This is a genomic window from Tardiphaga sp. GW822-FHT04G09, assembly GCF_058800725.1.
Window position 1 is genome coordinate 87242 of record NZ_JBXAMO010000013.1, and the last position, 16718, is coordinate 103959.

Annotated in this window: 16 protein-coding genes and 1 pseudogene; 7 read left to right on the plus strand and 10 right to left on the minus strand. The window is 60.3% G+C overall.

All coding sequences use genetic code 11. The features are described 5' to 3' along the window. Positions 1-4: 4 nt before the first annotated feature. Complete coding sequence (locus AC1RLZ_RS20810; protein WP_493190185.1) at positions 5-769, plus strand: enoyl-CoA hydratase/isomerase family protein; 765 nt, start codon at positions 5-7, stop codon at positions 767-769. Positions 770-934: 165 nt separating this feature from the next. Here the strand turns inward: AC1RLZ_RS20810 and AC1RLZ_RS20815 are convergent, their stop codons facing one another. Then, on the minus strand, positions 935-1234 hold the full coding sequence (locus AC1RLZ_RS20815; protein WP_493190186.1) for a hypothetical protein: 300 nt from the start codon (positions 1232-1234) through the stop codon (positions 935-937). Between the two features lie 13 nt (positions 1235-1247). Continuing rightward, positions 1248-1670 carry a pyridoxamine 5'-phosphate oxidase family protein gene (locus AC1RLZ_RS20820; protein ID WP_493190187.1) on the minus strand — a complete coding sequence of 141 codons (423 nt, stop codon included), beginning with the start codon at positions 1668-1670 and terminating at the stop codon, positions 1248-1250. Between the two features lie 279 nt (positions 1671-1949). On the opposite strand from AC1RLZ_RS20820, the gene AC1RLZ_RS20825 reads away from it, so the two are divergent. The 4 genes and pseudogenes from AC1RLZ_RS20825 to AC1RLZ_RS20840 all read left to right on the plus strand — a co-directional run bounded on the left by AC1RLZ_RS20825 (position 1950) and on the right by AC1RLZ_RS20840 (position 4474). Next, on the plus strand, positions 1950-2504 hold the full coding sequence (locus AC1RLZ_RS20825) for a cysteine hydrolase family protein (RefSeq protein ID WP_493190188.1): 555 nt from the start codon (positions 1950-1952) through the stop codon (positions 2502-2504). A gap of 79 nt (positions 2505-2583) precedes the next feature. After that, positions 2584-3429: pseudogene (locus tag AC1RLZ_RS20830) on the plus strand (IS5 family transposase). A gap of 77 nt (positions 3430-3506) precedes the next feature. Next, positions 3507-3995: a YciE/YciF ferroxidase family protein gene (locus tag AC1RLZ_RS20835; protein WP_493190189.1), complete on the plus strand. Its 489-nt coding sequence runs from the start codon at positions 3507-3509 to the stop codon at positions 3993-3995. Between the two features lie 65 nt (positions 3996-4060). After that, positions 4061-4474 carry a DUF3597 domain-containing protein gene (locus tag AC1RLZ_RS20840; RefSeq protein WP_493190190.1) on the plus strand — a complete coding sequence of 138 codons (414 nt, stop codon included), beginning with the start codon at positions 4061-4063 and terminating at the stop codon, positions 4472-4474. Positions 4475-4747: 273 nt separating this feature from the next. Here the strand turns inward: AC1RLZ_RS20840 and AC1RLZ_RS20845 are convergent, their stop codons facing one another. Both AC1RLZ_RS20845 and AC1RLZ_RS20850 read right to left on the minus strand, forming a co-directional pair. Further along, complete coding sequence (locus AC1RLZ_RS20845) at positions 4748-7120, minus strand: hybrid sensor histidine kinase/response regulator (protein WP_493190191.1); 2373 nt, start codon at positions 7118-7120, stop codon at positions 4748-4750. Between the two features lie 15 nt (positions 7121-7135). Further along, complete coding sequence (locus tag AC1RLZ_RS20850) at positions 7136-7393, minus strand: ribbon-helix-helix domain-containing protein (RefSeq protein ID WP_493190192.1); 258 nt, start codon at positions 7391-7393, stop codon at positions 7136-7138. A gap of 424 nt (positions 7394-7817) precedes the next feature. On the opposite strand from AC1RLZ_RS20850, the gene AC1RLZ_RS20855 reads away from it, so the two are divergent. Both AC1RLZ_RS20855 and AC1RLZ_RS20860 read left to right on the plus strand, forming a co-directional pair. Further along, positions 7818-8270: a low affinity iron permease family protein gene (locus AC1RLZ_RS20855; protein WP_493190193.1), complete on the plus strand. Its 453-nt coding sequence runs from the start codon at positions 7818-7820 to the stop codon at positions 8268-8270. 463 nt (positions 8271-8733) lie between these two features. Then, entirely contained in the window at positions 8734-9468 is a 735-nt protein-coding gene (locus AC1RLZ_RS20860) for an alpha/beta fold hydrolase (RefSeq protein WP_493190252.1), read from the plus strand. Between the two features lie 595 nt (positions 9469-10063). Here the strand turns inward: AC1RLZ_RS20860 and AC1RLZ_RS20865 are convergent. The 6 genes from AC1RLZ_RS20865 to AC1RLZ_RS20890 form a co-directional block, all read right to left on the minus strand. Next, positions 10064-11425, minus strand: coding sequence for an IS1182 family transposase (locus tag AC1RLZ_RS20865; protein WP_493190194.1), 1362 nt, complete (start codon positions 11423-11425; stop codon positions 10064-10066). 140 nt (positions 11426-11565) lie between these two features. Continuing rightward, entirely contained in the window at positions 11566-12312 is a 747-nt protein-coding gene (locus tag AC1RLZ_RS20870) for an SDR family NAD(P)-dependent oxidoreductase (protein WP_493190195.1), read from the minus strand. Next, positions 12312-13178 (minus strand): fumarylacetoacetate hydrolase family protein, encoded by an 867-nt coding sequence (locus AC1RLZ_RS20875; protein WP_493190196.1) that lies wholly within the window; start codon positions 13176-13178, stop codon positions 12312-12314. The genes AC1RLZ_RS20870 and AC1RLZ_RS20875 overlap by 1 nt, the downstream gene beginning before the upstream one ends. A gap of 22 nt (positions 13179-13200) precedes the next feature. After that, the gene (locus AC1RLZ_RS20880) at positions 13201-13986 is read right to left on the minus strand and encodes a 2-keto-4-pentenoate hydratase (protein WP_493190197.1); all 786 of its coding nucleotides are present in this window, start codon (positions 13984-13986) and stop codon (positions 13201-13203) included. A 7-nt stretch (positions 13987-13993) separates the two neighbouring features. Beyond that, a complete protein-coding gene (locus AC1RLZ_RS20885) occupies positions 13994-14872 on the minus strand; it encodes an alpha/beta fold hydrolase (RefSeq protein ID WP_493190198.1) in 879 nt (292 codons plus the stop codon). A 26-nt stretch (positions 14873-14898) separates the two neighbouring features. Then, on the minus strand, positions 14899-16716 hold the full coding sequence (locus AC1RLZ_RS20890; RefSeq protein WP_493190199.1) for an FAD-dependent monooxygenase: 1818 nt from the start codon (positions 16714-16716) through the stop codon (positions 14899-14901). Positions 16717-16718: the final 2 nt, after the last annotated feature.

Below are 16718 nucleotides of genomic sequence, written 5' to 3' on the forward strand. Positions count from 1 at the left end.
GAAGATGATCGAAATTATCAACGTCACGACGATCGAAAACGGCGTTCGTCTTCTCACGATCAACAGGTCGGACCGGAGGAACGCGTTGAACGTCGCGACGATCGACGCGCTCGGGCGATGTTTCAACGATGCCGATGCCGATGCCGATGTCCGATGCGTGGTTCTGACGGGAGATCAAAAGGCATTTTCTGCTGGCGCGGACATCTCCGAAATGAGCAAGCACGGCTTTTCTGCGCTAGAACGGCCTGAACGAAAAGCCGGATGGGCTGCCATTGAGCGATTTTCGAAACCTCTGATCGTGGCAGCCGAGGGGATGGCCCTCGGTGGAGGTCTGGAGTTGTTGTTGCTCGCGGATGTCGCTATCGCAGGAAGATCGACCAAGCTTGGTCTGCCGGAAACAAAGATTGGACTGATTCCGGGAGATGGCGGCACTCAACGGCTAACGAGATTGATTGGCCGTGCGCGGGCCACGCGCATGATTTTCACTGGTGAGACTATCAATGCAGAGGAGGCGGAGAGGATCGGTCTGATTTCCGAAGCGGTCGACGACGCAACGGCGTTGCCTCAGTCTCTTGCCCTGGCGGCCCGCATCTCCTCGGGAGCACTTTCCGCGCTTAGGATGGCAAAATCTGCTATCCTTGCATCTGCGGAGACGCCGTTGGCGATGGGTTTGGGCGTGGAGCGACATGCAGCTGCTCGTGCGTTCGCAAGTCCCGAGGGGATTGAGGGCATGAAGGCCTTCTTAGAGAAGAGGCCTCCTCGGTTCTGACCAACGAGGTCTCCGTGCTCGGCTTTGAGATCGTCACGAACTCCGGCCTTGCGGAAGGTGCCCGCGATGAGATCGCCCCTGACGAGCAGTTGCTCGATCACTTCGCGGCGGGGGCCGCTGTGACCCCGGTGATGAACCACGTGTGCCGTGTCATGATCGCACCCTTCAAGCCGACTTCGGAGAGAAGAGCGAGAGCGTGAGAGCGCGGTAATCATCCTCCGAGCTTCCGCGCCGTGATTCGAGCAACAGTCGAATGTCGTTCGTCGGCGCAAAACTGAGCTTATCCGAGGAATCGTTGGCGGCCTCAAAGATCGAAGCCACTACCTTGTCTACCGCGTCCGAATCCGCGTTGCTCCCCATACCGCCGTACAGCTTGCTGATTCGATCGACGAAGGGAAGATAGTCTTCGATCATTTCAAGCGAGGCACCTTCGGCGCCCACACGCGCCATGAAATTGGTCTGCATCGCGCCGCCCGGCTCAACAACTTTGACCTTTATGCCAAGGGCAGCGAGTTCGTAGGATAAGCCTTCCCTTGATCAGGACTATGCTTGGCGTATCGACGCCTTTGTCGAACCACTTGTCGAGATCGCCGGTCCAATGCTGTTGGAAGGCCGCCTTGTCTCGAATGAGTTCGGCCGTTCCCTCTACCGCCACATAGATGCCTTTGGAGAAAAGGCCCGCTTCCGACGAGAAACCGAGCGCCACCTTGGGATCGCGCTGGATATCGGTTATAGCACGCGCCTGCTCATAGCTGAAATAGTACGACGTGCCGTCATAGGCCACGTCGCCGTTGTTGCTCATGGGCCGGTTGGCGATGTCGCCATTCTCGGTGCGCGTCGAAAGGATAGCGATGTCGATACCGGCCATGTCCTGTGCGATATCGGCGAGCGTCTTTGTCATCGTTGGTTCTCCTTAAAAAACAGAAACCGCGCCGACCGGCCAACGTTCCGGATCATCAAGCCCGCCGGAACACTGTCGCGCGGACATACATCGCGTCCGCGCAGATGACGATGCGCCTCGCAGTTAGCTCCCCGCGCAGGAATGCGACCGGATGGCCCCGCAATGTTTAGGGGCGGCGCTACGCTCACCACCTGCGGCTCGGAGCGGTCCAGAGAGCTGCAGCCCCCACTTCTTGAGCCTTCGCTTCCGCTTCTTCAGCAGATGCGATTATGCGTGGACATGCAGCGGATCTTCGCCCACTGCGGAATATGGGAGACGCCCTGGATGGAGAGGGTCTTGCCGGCCATTGTCGCGACCGCCGAATTGAACCCGTCTCGAAACGTGTTCACGCGGTTCATAACGCCCCGATCCGCGGACGAACGTCCCGGCCGTTGGCGGCAGTATTTCAAGCGATGGGAGCGAGCTACTCGAGACCGCCTTGCGCCGGAGCAATTGGATCTCATCGAGCCCTTTGCGCGCATGGTGCCGCCGGGAAATGTCTTGGATAAGCCGGGACATTCAGCGTTTGCCGGCACCGACCTCGCCGCCCGCCTTCAGAAAAAAGCGGTTGATACGGTGATCGTGACCGGCGCTGAGACCGACGTCTGCGTGTTGTCGACGGTGCTGAGCGCCGTCGAACTCGGCTTCCGGACGGTAGTGGTAGAGGACGCGCTTTGTACTACTTCGGACGAAGGGCACGACGCCCTCATGACAATCTATCGCACCCGCTACTCGGAGCAGATCGATCTCGTCCCGTTGTCAGGCCTCCCCGATCTTTGGCGGGATCCGCCCTAAGAGCCTGACTGAAAAATCGGCGAGCGATCTCAGTCAGGTGTGATCCCATCGGATTTGCGAAGATTCGAGGGAGATCACGATGCCTTGGACCGAGATCACTCGTGCCCAATATCGGCGCGAAGGCCTGCGTTACGCAAGCGACATGACCGATGAAGAATGAGCGCTGATCGCGCGCCGGATGCCGCCACGGCAGCGGCTGGGATGGCCGCGCAAGGTCGCGCTGCGCAGCTTCGTCGAAGCGATTTTGTACATTCTTTCCACGGGTTGCCAATGGCGGCTGCTGCCGAAGGAGTTTCCGCCATACGCTACGGTCCAAGGCTATTTCTATGCCTGGCGCGATAATGGTCGATGGCGGCAGATCGTCGAGGCATTGGTCACACGGGCTCGCCTGCAACTGGATCATGCACCGACGCCGACGGCGGCGGTGATCGACAGCCAAAGCGCTCCGACGACGGAGGCCGGCGGGGCGCGCGGTTACGATGCCGGCAAGCGTATCAATGGCCGCAAACGGCACATCGTCACCGACACCAACGGTCTGTTGCTGGCGGTCCATGTCCATCCTGTCAATGTTCAGGACCGTCATTGCGCCGTCCCGCTGCTGAAGCAGTTACGCCGCCGCTTTCCCAAACCGGGCCACGTGTTCGCTGACCGCGTCTATCGCGGCAAACAGCTTCTCAATGCACTCTCGGACAGCGGCGTGTGGCCCATCGAGATCGTCGAACGTCCGGCTGGCGCCAAAGGCTTCCAACTCCTGCCGCGGCGCTGGGTGGTTGAGCGCACTTTTGCATGGTACGGACGCTGCCGCCGTCTCGCTAAAGACTTCGAGGGATCTGCAGCCACCGAAGCCGCATGGCTTCTGGTGGCGCATATGAGGCTCCTCACGAGGCGCCTTGCTCCGCAATCCAAGCCCGTGGAAGCTTTTTGAGTCATACTCTAAGGTAAATCTTGGAACCTGGACGGGAATACCGCGTTTCAGCGGCGTCAAGAGCATGGGAGGCCGCGATGGCTGGTAAAGACCTCAACGATCTATTCCTCGACACCCTCAAGGACATCTACTACGCCGAAAAGCAGATTTTCAAAGCCCTGCCAAAGATGGCCAAAGCCGCCGCTTCCGACGGGCTACGCGCGGCTTTCGAAAAACATCAGGCCGAGACGGAGGTGCAGATCGAACGCCTCGAACAGATTTTCGAAAGCCTCGGAAAGGCTGCCCGCGGGAAGAAGTGCGACGCTATCGAGGGCATCCTCGATGAAGGCAAGGAGATCATGGACGAGTACGCCGACACATCGGCTCTCGACCCGGGCCTTCTCGCAGCCGCACAGGCCGTCGAGCACTATGAGATCTCCCGCTACGGCACCCTTCGGACCTGGGCGCAGACCCTCGGACTGAAGGATGCCGTCAAGCTGCTGGATCAGACCCTCGCGGAAGAAAAGAAGACCGACGATGCGCTTTCGAAGCTGGCATTGTCGGCGGTGAACGCAGAAGCGGCATGACGCATAAACGTTGATGGACGCCGCGGCTCAGCCGCGGCGTCTTTTTCATATCATTGGAGAGCAAAATGAGCATTTTCGGAAAGATCATGGGTGCCATCTTCGGTCACGCGGAAGCGGCGCCGGCCGGCGGAGCGGCACCTGCCGCGCAGGACAAAGCGTCGTCTCAAGCATCGTCGCCCGCAGCCACCGCGCCTTCGACTGCACCAACTGGCAGCGCCTCGAACGTCGATGTCGCCCCGATCCTCGACAAAGCCGTCGCGGCGAAGGGTGAGAGGCTGGAGTGGAAGACGTCGATCGTCGATCTCATGAAGGCCCTTGACATCGATTCGAGCCTGTCGGCACGCAAGGAGCTTGCCAAGGAGCTCGGCTATTCGGGTGACACGAACGACTCGGCTACGATGAACATCTGGCTACACAAGCAGGTGATGGCCAAGCTGGCCGCGAACGGCGGGAAGCTTCCCGACGACATCAAGACCTGAGAACTCGACCTCGCCACCAATCGAGCCTCTCGCCCCATCGAGGGCGAGGGGCGTCGTTTTCGGATCCGACGCGCGGCGTCTGCATCTGTCCGATGGAAGGTCAGATGCCAAAACATCATTTCCAGATTTCATGAGCCGGCATCGCGTTTCAGGACAGCGACCTCGAGGTGCCCGAAACGAGGCAGCATGAGCCAGAGCTACCACGTCATGCGGATGCTTCTCAAAGTCATCAACGGTGACCTGCCCACGGGGACGTTGACCCGAGCCGCTGACCTATCTGGGCGATCGATCGCCGATCGTCTTCCGAAGCACTCTCGAGAGCATTTCTACGGAATAGGGTTTTTGAACGAGCTCGAATCCATGATTCACGTTTTCGGCGAGGACGCTGCTGTAACCCGATGTGAGGACGACGGGTAGACCAGGATATCTTTCACGGATCACGGTCGCCAGCTCGACGCCGTTCATACCCGGCATGATGACATCGGAAAAAACGAGATCGAATGCGAACTCGTCTGACGATAACGCCGCGAGCGCCTGATCGGCCGACCGCACCCATTCGGTGGCATACCCCAGATCTTCCAGCAGTTCGGTGGAGAATTTGCCAACATCTAGATTGTCCTCGACAATGAGAATGCGATGTCCTTGCTCTCCGGCGAGGTCAGTACGGGGAGCCTGCGTCAGATGGGTGGCGACCGACGCTTGGCTGCGAGGCAGATAAATCGTGAAGATCGATCCTTCTCCGACGATGCTTTTCACCAAAATGTCGCCACCCGACTGCTTCGCGAAGCCGAAGGCTTGGCTCAAGCCCAGTCCCGTGCCGCGCCCGATCTCCTTGGTCGTGAAGAACGGTTCGAAGATCGTCTGAATGTGCTCGGGCGGAATGCCTGTGCCGCTATCCGCCACCGAGATAGCGACGTAATCGCCAGGCCGGGCGGAATGGGATCGGACTGCCGGGATTTCCACAGCGGGCTCGGCGGAGATGACGAGCCGCCCCTCTCCGTTCATCGCGTCCCGGGCGTTGACGGCCAAGTTGACCAAAGTCGTCTCGAACTGCCCGATATCCGCGACGGCGAGCATCCCTTTGTCCGGGGCGTTCACTTCGATTTGGACCCGGCCGCCGACGAGCGGACGGATCAGGCTTGCCACGCTGTCTATTTGCACGCCGACGTCGAAGGCGACGGGCGCCAGAGGTTGTCGGCGAGCGAATGCGAGCAGTTGGCCGGTCAGCCTCGATGCCCGGTCTGCCGTGTCCGAGATGGCATCGACGTATCTTCGCCGGCGCTCTTCCGGAAGATCACGACGACGGAGAAAATCCGTCGCCGACCGGATGATCGTAAGGAGATTGTTGAAGTCGTGGGCGACTCCGCCGGTCAACTGTCCGACCGCTTCCATCTTCTGCGCCTGGCGGAGCGCTTCCTCATTGGTCCGCCGCTCGGTCGTATCCACGGCTTCCGCCAGGACGGCCGTTATTTCGCCGGTCTCGTCCGTCACGGGGCGCAAGGCGAGCTCGAAATGTCGGCGGCCTGCAGGAAGGCTCAATTCGATGTCCATTCTCGAAGTCGCACCCTTGGAAGCCTGGCGGAACGCCTCTTCGACCGCTTTCGCTACCGCCGGCGCCTCGTCGAACCAAGCCGCTTCCCAAAAACGTTTACCGAGCACATCCTCCGGGCCGACCGCTGCAGCAGACAGAGCGGTGGCGTTGGCGTAGACGACCTGTCCCTCGAGATCGAGAAGGTCCTGATGCTGGTTCGTGGTCTCGAGAATCGCACGAAGCTGGGATTCTCTGCTGCGGAGTTGGGCGGTCCGCTGCGCGACGAGAATCTCGAGATCGTCGTTCACCGATCGCAGATCGATCTCCGCTTGCTTTGCGACGGTAATGTCATGCGCCACGCCGATGAAGCCGATGTGCCGGCCGGCCGGATCCCACCGAGGCTGCGATTCCGAGCGGATCCAGCGGAGTTCGCCGTCGGCTCGGCGGTAGCGCGCCTCCAGCACGAAGGGTTTCAGGGACGCCTCCCCAGCAATGCTTTCCTTCACCACGCGCTGAGCGTCATCGGGATGGAGGATGCTCCGCCAGTCGAATACCAGCGCCTGTTCGTAGGGGACACCGACGAAGTCCACGTAGGCCTTGTTGGCGAAGCTCCGAGTCCGATCCATCCGGGTGACCCACATCGGGACCGGTGCACTGTCGGCGATGAGCCGGAACCGCTCCTCGCTTTCCCGCAGCATTTCGCGGGCCTGAGCCCGATCCGTGACGTCGATGTGGGCGCCGACCATCCGGACGGGGCGCCCGTTTCGATCGCGCTCGATGCGGCCCTCGGCCGCTATCCAGCGTACCTCGCCGTCGTTGGGGCGGATGATGCGGTACTCGGAGGAATAGCGCTCGGCTTTGCCTTCGAGCATATCGAGGAACTGGCGCTCGGCCCGCTCCCGATCCTCGGGATGAAGTCGTCTCACCCAGTCTTCGTGCGTCTCGTTGACCGCCTCGGGCGGCAGTCCGTGAATCGCGAGATATTCAGGCGAGCGCTTGTTCTCGAACCCGTTGGTGAGGTGGACGACGACGCCACCGACCTTCGCGATGCGCTGCACCTCGGCAAGTTCGCTTTCCCGATCTCTCAGCGAACCACGGGTCTCTTGCTCAGTCACGCGACGCCCTTTTCGCTATCCCGGCGGAGCGGCGACGCCGACCGGCGACCGCCTCCGAATGTAGTGATCTAGCACGAAAAGGCGGATGGCTGACGAAAGGTTGGACTTAGACCCGGCGGTTCGTGCGTTGTCGATCCTCGTCGCCAGGTCGAAGACGGTGACACCCTCGTTCCGCGCGATTTCCTTCAACGCGGACGAGAATTCATCTTCGAGACTGACGCTGGTCTTGTGCCCCGCGATCTCCAAGGACCGTTTGTGGATGGTAGATTTCACGCAGGACCTCCGGCTGCCGCCGCCAGAATTGCATTTGGTCCCACTCGCAATCAATCCTGGAATTTCCGCCCGGGATTACTTCCGCTTTTCTTCCAACGCTCCGGTCGCCCGTAGATCCGCCCGCACTTTTCGGACTTTCGGGAGTGGCTTTTCGAGATCGCGCGCTTTCTTCTGGACGGCCGACGACGGTCTGCGCAGTGCAGCACTGGCCCGCATCAATGTCGTTCCTTCGTCAGCCAACTCTCGAATTTCGCTATGTCCTCGGTGGTCCAGGGCCTGGTGATAGGCATCGTGTATCTGTAAAGCCTCTTCGCTATACTGAGTCTTCCGACGCCTTCGGTCGGATTGGCGACATATGTCAGTTAAAAATTACCTTCCCGGAATTGGCTACATGTGGTCGAATGTCGCACCGGAAAGGATTACAATGCAGCCGAAAGCAGATCAGCAACGCGGCCTCGCCCGACTTTTCGGCGACGTGGCGAACAAGACGTCGCTGTTGGCGGGGCGTGCGTCTACTTTTGCCATCGCGTCTGCCGTCGTCATCATTTGGGCCGTGACCGGGCCGTTGTTCGGCTACTCTGATACGTGGCAACTTGTCATCAACACCGGGACGACCATCGTGACGTTCCTGATGGTCTTCCTCATTCAGAATTCGCAGAACCGGGACGGCGCCGCCATCCAGGTCAAGCTCGATGAGCTCATCCGGACAAGTGCGGCGCACAACTCGTTCGTAGGCATCGAACATCTGACCGACGAGGAGCTCGAGGACATCAGAACCAAATGCGAAGCGCGGGCCGCCGCGGAAAAAGCCGGCGAGAAATCTGTCCGCCGGACCGGCGAGAAGGCCCGCGACGCCGCCGACCAAGCCGTCGGATGAAAGCCCCTCAAGGGTGAGGGTAAAACTGGCCGCTGATGGGCCGAAGCTTCAAGCAACAAACGAGTCCGTCCCGGAGTATGGACTGGAAGGCATTTTGGTGGTTCGTTTCGGTTCGGCCCACGACGATCTCTCGCACGCGATTGCCATTCATGATCTCAATCCCTGCAATCCAATCTCTCATCTCCCCCCATCCCCGAAGGTCAAGCGCCCTGCGTAATGGTTGGAGGTCTGTTTGCGTCATGTGCTGAGGGTCAAGGAATCCGAATGCGGGGGTGGCTGGGCCGTCGAACATCGGCGGGCACCGGGTGTCTGGATCGCGCTCGCGGGTCTCTATCTCAGCGAGGAAGCGGCTTCCGCATGGATCGACGAGAAGGGTGAGCAATACCTGTCCGCGGAGCGGCACCGCAGGACTGCCGTCATACGCCGCAACAACGTGCATCTGTCCGGCCGCGGCGACACGGCAATGGTCTTCGCTCACGGGTTCGGTTGCGATCAGCAGATGTGGCGGTTCGTGGCCCCGCAGTTCGAGAACGACTTCAAGGTTGTCCTCTTCGATCATGTCGGTTCAGGCAAATCTGATCTCTCGGCATACAGCAGCGAGAAATACGCGTCTCTCGACGGATACGCGGCCGACCTCAACGAGATCGGAGACATTCTAGGGCTCAGGGACGCCGTGCTGGTCGCCCATTCGGTCAGCGCGATGATCGCGGTGCTCGCATCGGTCGCGGCTCCGGCGATGTTCGGACGCCTCGTTCTGATCGGACCATCGGCACGCTACGTCGATGACGTTGGATACATCGGAGGCTTCTCGCAGGATCGCATCGATGAGCTTCTGAAATTTCTTGAAAGCGACTACACCGATTGGGCTGCAGCGATGGCACCGGCGATCGTCGGCAATCCAGACCGCCCTTATCTCGCAGAAGAACTCAGCGACAGCATCTGCCGCATGGATCCTGAGATCGCGAAGGAATTTGCACGCATCACGTTCACGTCCGACAGCCGAGCCGATCTACCGAACGTTTCCCGCCCCTCGCTAATCCTGCAGTGCTGGGAGGATGCGATCGCTCCGCTTGAAGCGGGCGCTTACGTCCATCATGCCATTCCAGACAGCACGATGTTCGTTATGAAGGCTACCGGCCATTGTCCGCATCTCAGCGCTCCTCGAGAAGTCGTCGCGGCCATCAAAGCCTTTGCGTGAAACCATTCCAGCTTCGGTAGATTGCCACGCAGCACACGCCCGGTGTCAACCGGCCATAATGGGGATGATGGACGCGGGCGATTTTGCCGGTTTCTCGTCGCGACAGCAACGCATCGGTACGCGTGGCAATCTAACCTGTTCTCGGCGTGTGCACCTTTCGCTGGCGGCGGCATGCCACATCGTCGCGCCACGCAAATCCATAGACTCCACGCGATTTTCATAGATCGCGTACGCGTCCGAAAAATGTAACTCCGGATTGATGATGACAAAGAACTTTGCCGGTCGCTGCTTAAATGGTCCAAAGGCCGGCGAGCACCTCAGCGCACCTAGCAACAGTGTGCCCGTTGTAGCGCCGGGAAGCGATACCGAAGGACAGCTCATCGGTTTTTATGAGTACGACGCCGGTGAGTGGAAGTGGCTTCCCGAAATATCTCCCGGCGCAGGCGATCGGCTCCGGTAATGTACGGTCCGATCGGAAATGCCACGGGTTCATTTGGTGTTCGGGGGTCCGCTTTGCGCCGATTGTGTTGAAGAAGTCGGCGACGGAGCTGCTCGCGACTGCTCTATGATCGAGCGCGTGTCAGTCAGTCTTGTCTTAGGCAGGCATTGGGGCGGGCGACGGAATCAGCTTTGCCAGTCTTCGGAGGTTCTGGGCGGTAGCGGCGAGAAGGAACTCGTCGTGAGCGCCGTAAGGGCCTCTCAGCCGGAGCCGGTCCAGGCGCAGAATGCGCTTCAGGTGCGCGAACAGCATCTCGATCTTCTTGCGCTCACGTCGCGACGTCACATAGGCCTCGGTCCTGGCGACCCCGCGTGCTACATCTCGGGCTCTCTCGTAGATAGACCGCGGAACCTTGCGGGAAGGCATCTTTGGACAGCACTGTGGCTTAAGCTTGCAGATATCGCAGTCATACTTGCTGGCGCGGTAGTGAAGCGTCGACCCGTCATTCACCAAGGTACCCGTTGAAGCGAGCACCTTGCCTGCTGGGCAGCGATAGATGTCGGTCTCCGGATCGTAGGTGAAGTCGTCGCGCGAGAATGTCCCATCACTGCGGATCGACTTGTCAAACACCGGAATGTGCGGCTCGATCGCACGCTCGTCGACCAGCCAACCCAGCATCTCGGCTGATCCATAAGCACTGTCGGCGGCCAGACGCTCAGGGCGCAGGCCGAGGCGTTCTTCAGTGCGGTCGATCATCGTGCGTGCTGCGCCAACTTCGGCTTGTCGGATCGCGCGGGTCGCTTCGACATCTACGATGATCGCCACCTTGAGGTCGATCAGGTAATTGTCGGCATAGGCGAAGAAGGCGTGCCCTTTGTGAGCACCCGTCCATTGCGCGGCCGGATCTGATCGCGAGATGAACTTCGGTACCGTCTCGCTCGCCGCGCCCCAGGCGGCATCATCGAGTGTGTCGAGATATTCTCGGACGGACCGGCGCGTCCGGGCCATCGCCTCCCAGTCATGCTGGCTGGCTCCTGCGGCCGAGCGTTGTTTGTTGGCGTCAGCAGCGATGAGGCTCGCATCGACCGCAAAGGCGGCACCATCGACAAGTCCCTCCGACACACAGCGACGCACGACCGTCTCGAACAGCTTGCGCAACAGATCGCAATCGCGGAAGCGACCATGCCTATTCTTTGAGAACGTCGAATGATCCGGCACTTCGCCGTCGAGTCCGAGCCGGCAAAACCAGCGGTAAGCGAGGTTCAGGTGAACCTCTTCGCACAACCGGCGTTCGGAGCGAATGCCATAGCAGTAGCCGACCAGCAGCATCCGCACGAGCAGTTCAGGATCAATCGATGGCCGCCCGGTCGAGCTGTAGAATGGTGCCAACTCGCTCCGAATACCCGACAGATCGACGAAGCGGTCGATAGACCTCAGAAGGTGAGAGGCCGGCACGTGCCGCTCGAGTGAGAACTCGTAGAACAAAGCCGCCTGATCAGTCTGCTGGGGACCCATCATCGATTCAGCCTCCGCCGATAAGACAATGAATCAGCGATCGTGCTCGACTTCAACCAGGGTTTTTCAACAGAATCCGCCATGAGCGGACATTGCCTGTGCGTAGTTGGCCCGTGCAGCGACAATCTTTCAAAATACTAGGCCTAGTAGGTCGCACGCCCTCCGGACAAATCGAATACCGCTCCGGTGCTGAACGAGCATTCCTCGCTGGCCAGCCAGCAGATCATTGATGCCGCTTCCTCCAGAGTGCCGAACCGGCCCTGAGGAATCTTCGACAGCATGAAATCGATATGCTGCTGCGTCATCTGATTGAACAACGGTGTCTTGATCGCCGCAGGCGTCACGCAATTCACGAGAATGCCCGTGGTCGCGGTTTCTTTACCGAGTGACTTGGTCAGCCCGATCACCGCCGCCTTCGACGCACTGTAGGCCGAAGCATTCGGATTGCCCTCTTTGCCAGCAATCGATGCGATATTGACGATGCGACCGTAGGCGTCCTTCTCCATCACGCGGATGGCAGCACGGTTGACGAAGAAGGTGCCGTTGACGTTGATGTCGAAGACCCGGCGCCAGTCGTCTGCGGGATAGTCGCGCAACGCGATATTCGGCCCGGTGATCCCCGCGCTGGACACGAGGATGTCCAGCTTGCCGCCCAGCGCGGCGACCGAGCGTGCCATGCCCGCCTCGACGTCTGCCTCCGAGGAGATGTCCAGCTTTTCGACATGCACATCTTCGAGGCCCGCCAATTGACGGACGGCGTCGCTGACGTCCCAGATCGCGACCTTTGCGCCCTCTGCGGCCAAACGCCGGGCCGTCTCCAGGCCGATCCCGGAAGCGGCACCCGTCACGATGGCGGTGCGGCCGATAAACCTGTCCTGGGTTACGGCCATCAGATGCCTGCTCCGTCGGCGGACCAAGCCACCACCTTCTGGCGCTGAACGCCGAGCTTCTCGATGCCGACGGTCATCGTATCGCCGGGCTGGAGATAGATCGGATCGGGCTTGAATCCCATTCCGACGCCGGGCGGCGTTCCCGTCGCGATCACGTCGCCCGGAAGCAGGGTCATGAAACGGCTGACATAGCTGACGATCTCGGCACAGTTGAAAATCATCTTGCTTGTATTACCCGTCTGCATCCGACGGCCGTTGACATCGAGCCAGAGATCGAGCGACTGGACATCGCCGACTTCATCTGCCGTTACGAGCCATGGGCCGACGGGACCGAACGTATCGCATCCCTTGCCCTTGTCCCATGTACCGCCGCGCTCCATCTGGTATTCGCGCTCGCTGACATCATTGATAACACAATAGCCCGCGACGAAAGACAGAGCCTCCTCGACGGAGACATAGCTCGCCTTGGAGCCAATGACGATCCCGAGTTCGACCTCCCAGTCCCCCTTCTTCGAACCCTGCGGAAGCATCACAGGATCGTTCGGGCCGGTGAGGGACGTAATCGCCTTCTGGAAAATGATCGGTTCCGACGGGATCGGCAGATTGGCCTCCGCTGCATGATCGGAATAGTTCAGGCCAATGGCCACGAACTTGCCGATCCCGGAAACGGGCACGCCGAAACGCGGCTGGCCCTGCACAGCGGGCAAGGATGACGGCGCGACCTCAGAAATCTCCTTCAAGGCTTCAGCAGAAAGCGTCGCGGGGCCGATATCCGCGATCACCGACGAGAGGTCGCGCAAGACGCCGTCAGCACCGACCAGGCCGGGCTTCTCAGAGCCCGGCTGCCCAAATCTTACAAGTTTCATGAGTTTCTCTTTTGTTGTGCGATCAGCCGAAACGTGCGCTGACCGAGCCGAGACCACTGATGGCCGCTTCGAAAACATCACCCGAATTCGCTGAGACCATGGGCCCAAGCGCACCGGACAAGACAATGTCGCCGGCGCGGAGCGGGCGGCCACGTTTGCCGAGTTCAGCCGCGAGCCACGCCACCGCGTTGAGCGGGTTGTCGAGGCAGGCGGCGCCCTTTCCTTCCGATGCCGCATCGCCATTGCGCGTCATCTTCATCGTGACCTCGCGCAGATCGAGGTCGCCGAGCGGCCGCTTGTTGCGGCCGAGCACGAACAAGGCAGACGATGCATTATCCGCGATCGTATCGAAGATCGAGATTTCCCAGTTGCGGATGCGGCTGCCGACGATCTCGAGTGCAGGCATTACGAATGCCGTTGCATCCGCAATTTCCTTCGCCGTCGGATTGGCACTGACGATGTCCCGTGCCATTTCGAACGCGACCTCGGCCTCGATCTTGGGCTGGAGCACCCGCCCCTTTGCGACCGGTTCGTTTTCCTGAACCTGCATATCCGCAAAGAGGATGCCGAAGTCAGGCTGATCCACGCCCAACTGCTTTTGAACGGCCGGCGAGGTTAGGCCGATCTTGCACCCGACAATACGGCGTCCTTCTGCCAGCCAATGCGACGTGTTGGCCTCCTGGATGGCGTATGCCGTATCGATCTCCTGGAAGATCAGTTGCGTCCTGATCGGCGGGATCGGTTCTCCGGAATAGGCCTCGCGGATCGCTTTCGCGATGCCGTCGATGTTCTCTGCAACATTTGCCATATCAGCCTTACCCCTTCAGGAATTCGATGTGGATGCGATTGAACAGCGCGGCGTCTTCAAACTGTGGCCAGTGGCCACACTCGTTCATGACGACATACTTGGCGCCAGGGATCATGTCCGCGATCTGCTTGCCTTCTTCCGGCGTCGCCGTCGGATCATGCGAGGTCCAGACCACCAAGGTGGGAGCCTTGATCGACTTGTACTGATCGGCGGTGATCATGTTGGGTCGGCGGATTTCCATCTCCTGAAGGCACATGATGCGCTTCATGGTCTCGGAGAAGCCGGGCTGGGAATAGATCGCCCGGCGCGTCTCGATGAGATCGTCCGACACCATGCTCTTGTCACACATCAGGAACTCAAGGCGGGTCTTGATGCGCTCCCAGGTCGGGTCCGAGGCGGCCTCGTTCGACAAGGTCTTCAAGCGCTCCATGACGTGCGGATGCGCGGTCCAGCCGCCTGCCGTGTTGAGCACGAGCTTCTCGACGACCTGTGGATGGTGAACGGCAAGATAGGTCGAGACCCAGCCGCCAAGGGATTCGCCGGTGAGCATCGCGCGATCCCGGCCGAGGGTCTTCAGGACCGCCAGGATGTGCTCGGCATAATCTTTGACCTGATAATTGATCGGCGGCTGATCGGTCCAACCATGACCGAGCATGTCGATGGCCACGAACCAGAAGTCCGCATTGGCGTGCGGGCCGAAATTGCGCGAATAGGCCTCGGCGTGACCGCCGACGCCGTGGAGCGCAAGGACGAGCGGCTTGGACGGATCGCCGGACTCGATGCATCGAGTCCGGATGCCGCCCGCGTCAATGAAGTGCTGCTTGAAGGAAACGCCCTTCAGATCGGCCCAGACGCTCGAAAAATTGTGTGGTCGTGTATTGCTCATGGGATTATCCGGTTGTCTTTGATTGGCTATGCGAACAGCGGTGCGTCCGTCTGCTCGCGGTACGGAGGCGCCGCATCGGCATCGAGATTGTTGAAGTCGTTGCGGGCCAGAATTTTCTGAAGTGCTTCCTCGAGCTTGTCGTGCGCATCGCTGTCATCGCTCGCGGCCGCCGATTGGCGCCAAGCAACTACCCCGTCCGGCCGCACAAGCACGGCGCCCGCTTCGTCGATCTCGCGGATCCGCTGCCATTCGCAGTAAAGATCCTGCTGGTCGGGCGTCCCGATAACCGCCACTCGGAGGAAGGGCAGATTCATCCTATCGACGGCCTTCTTCCAACTCTCGCCCGCAAGACCGGTCACGACCGTGAACGAACCTTTTCCAGTGACATCCAAGGTCGATTTGCGTTTGCCGTCAGCACCGACGATCCAGGCATGGGGAATTTTGGCGCCCGGTCGTGTCGTCGCCTGGTTGTACAGACCTTTGTCTCTCCGCCAGACTTCGGGCTCGGCATTGGCATCAGGAAGGATAGCGCCGCTTTCATAGCGCTGGTTCATCTCGGTGCCCTGCGCGTTGAATTCCGTCTGCTTGAGATCGAGCGCGTCCTGGACCGCACGGCGCGCCGCAACGCCCTCCGGGCCGGGATCCTGGAAGCGCGCAATGCCTGCGGCCACAGGGTTCGAAGCTTCCGGAACGCGGAAACACGCATTCAGCGGCGCATAGTCCATGCGAGACTGGTTGGCGCGCTTGACGATCTGCTCTCCAACCGGAACGCGTTCCGCCGAATAGCTTTGCAGCAATTCAGGTCCCGCATATCCCTTGATGACATAGGCGAGCTTCCAAGCGAGGTTATGCCCGTCCTGAACGCAAGTGTTCATCCCAAGGCCGCTCGACGGCGGATGGCGATGCACCGCATCGCCGCCGCACAACACCCTGCCCTTCGTGTATTCGGTCGCGTAAGCTTGATTGACGTACCAGAGCGAGGTCCGAACGATATCGATGCCGATCTTCGGGTCACCGATCAGGATGCGGATCTTGGAGATGATCGTATCCGGTGAGAGATCCGGTTCGCCCCTGTTGATGTCGAAGCCCCAGCCCGCGATCCATCGCGTCCAGGGATGGACGGCACGCAAAAGGCCCATGCCGATTTCGCCGAAACTGGCGTCCGGCGTCACGATCCAGTTCAGGATGCTCGGCCGATGGGCGCTGTACTTCGAAAGGTCGGCATCGAAGATCGTGTAGACGGTGCCGGCGCGAGCCATCTGTCCCGTGATCGGCAGATTGAGGTGTTCGACAACCGAAGATCGCGCACCATCGGCACCGACCATGTATTTGGCCCGGATCGTGTATTCGCGGCCATCGAGCCGGTCCCGCATCCGCGCGGTGACGCCGTGCTCGTCCTGTTCGTGCCCGAGATATTCGGTGTTAAACGTGAACGTCGTGCCGCGTTCGGCCGCCTTCTGCAGCAGAATCGGCTCAAGCAAAGGCTGGATGATATCTACCATGCCACAAGGGCTGGCCTTCAGATAATCGCCCTTGCGGTCGTCGCCGGTGCCCCAGGTGCGCATGCGGATCAGTTCCGGACCCGCTAAGCTCGTCGCGAAGGTCGTATCTCCCATAACGTCCCAATGGCTCGCAAAGCGTGCGATCTCATCGTCGATGCCGAGATCGCGAAACACTTCGTTTGCGCGCTGGTTGGTGATGTGGGCCCGCGGACTATCTGCGAGCCATGCAGAACGCGACACCATATGCGCGCGCACGCCGTAAGTGGCGAGCCCGAGCGCCGTGGTAGCACCCATAGGACCTGAACCTATGATCAACACGTCGGTGTTGAAATCCGCACTCATTG

What these genes read in the sequence shown, in the direction of transcription:
- AC1RLZ_RS20820 (WP_493190187.1), bottom strand. Translation starts at nt 1,670, where the DNA reads ATGACAAAGACGCTCGCCGATATCGCACAGGACATGGCCGGTATCGAC.
- AC1RLZ_RS20835 (WP_493190189.1), top strand. Translation starts at nt 3,507, where the DNA reads ATGGCTGGTAAAGACCTCAACGATCTATTCCTCGACACCCTCAAGGAC.
- AC1RLZ_RS20870 (WP_493190195.1), bottom strand. Translation starts at nt 12,312, where the DNA reads ATGGCCGTAACCCAGGACAGGTTTATCGGCCGCACCGCCATCGTGACG.
- AC1RLZ_RS20815 (WP_493190186.1), bottom strand. Translation starts at nt 1,234, where the DNA reads ATGCAGACCAATTTCATGGCGCGTGTGGGCGCCGAAGGTGCCTCGCTT.
- AC1RLZ_RS20865 (WP_493190194.1), bottom strand. Translation starts at nt 11,425, where the DNA reads ATGATGGGTCCCCAGCAGACTGATCAGGCGGCTTTGTTCTACGAGTTC.
- AC1RLZ_RS20885 (WP_493190198.1), bottom strand. Translation starts at nt 14,872, where the DNA reads ATGAGCAATACACGACCACACAATTTTTCGAGCGTCTGGGCCGATCTG.
- AC1RLZ_RS20880 (WP_493190197.1), bottom strand. Translation starts at nt 13,986, where the DNA reads ATGGCAAATGTTGCAGAGAACATCGACGGCATCGCGAAAGCGATCCGC.
- AC1RLZ_RS20840 (WP_493190190.1), top strand. Translation starts at nt 4,061, where the DNA reads ATGAGCATTTTCGGAAAGATCATGGGTGCCATCTTCGGTCACGCGGAA.
- AC1RLZ_RS20825 (WP_493190188.1), top strand. Translation starts at nt 1,950, where the DNA reads ATGCAGCGGATCTTCGCCCACTGCGGAATATGGGAGACGCCCTGGATG.
- AC1RLZ_RS20810 (WP_493190185.1), top strand. Translation starts at nt 5, where the DNA reads ATGATCGAAATTATCAACGTCACGACGATCGAAAACGGCGTTCGTCTT.
- AC1RLZ_RS20855 (WP_493190193.1), top strand. Translation starts at nt 7,818, where the DNA reads ATGCAGCCGAAAGCAGATCAGCAACGCGGCCTCGCCCGACTTTTCGGC.
- AC1RLZ_RS20860 (WP_493190252.1), top strand. Translation starts at nt 8,734, where the DNA reads ATGGTCTTCGCTCACGGGTTCGGTTGCGATCAGCAGATGTGGCGGTTC.
- AC1RLZ_RS20890 (WP_493190199.1), bottom strand. Translation starts at nt 16,716, where the DNA reads ATGAGTGCGGATTTCAACACCGACGTGTTGATCATAGGTTCAGGTCCT.
- AC1RLZ_RS20875 (WP_493190196.1), bottom strand. Translation starts at nt 13,178, where the DNA reads ATGAAACTTGTAAGATTTGGGCAGCCGGGCTCTGAGAAGCCCGGCCTG.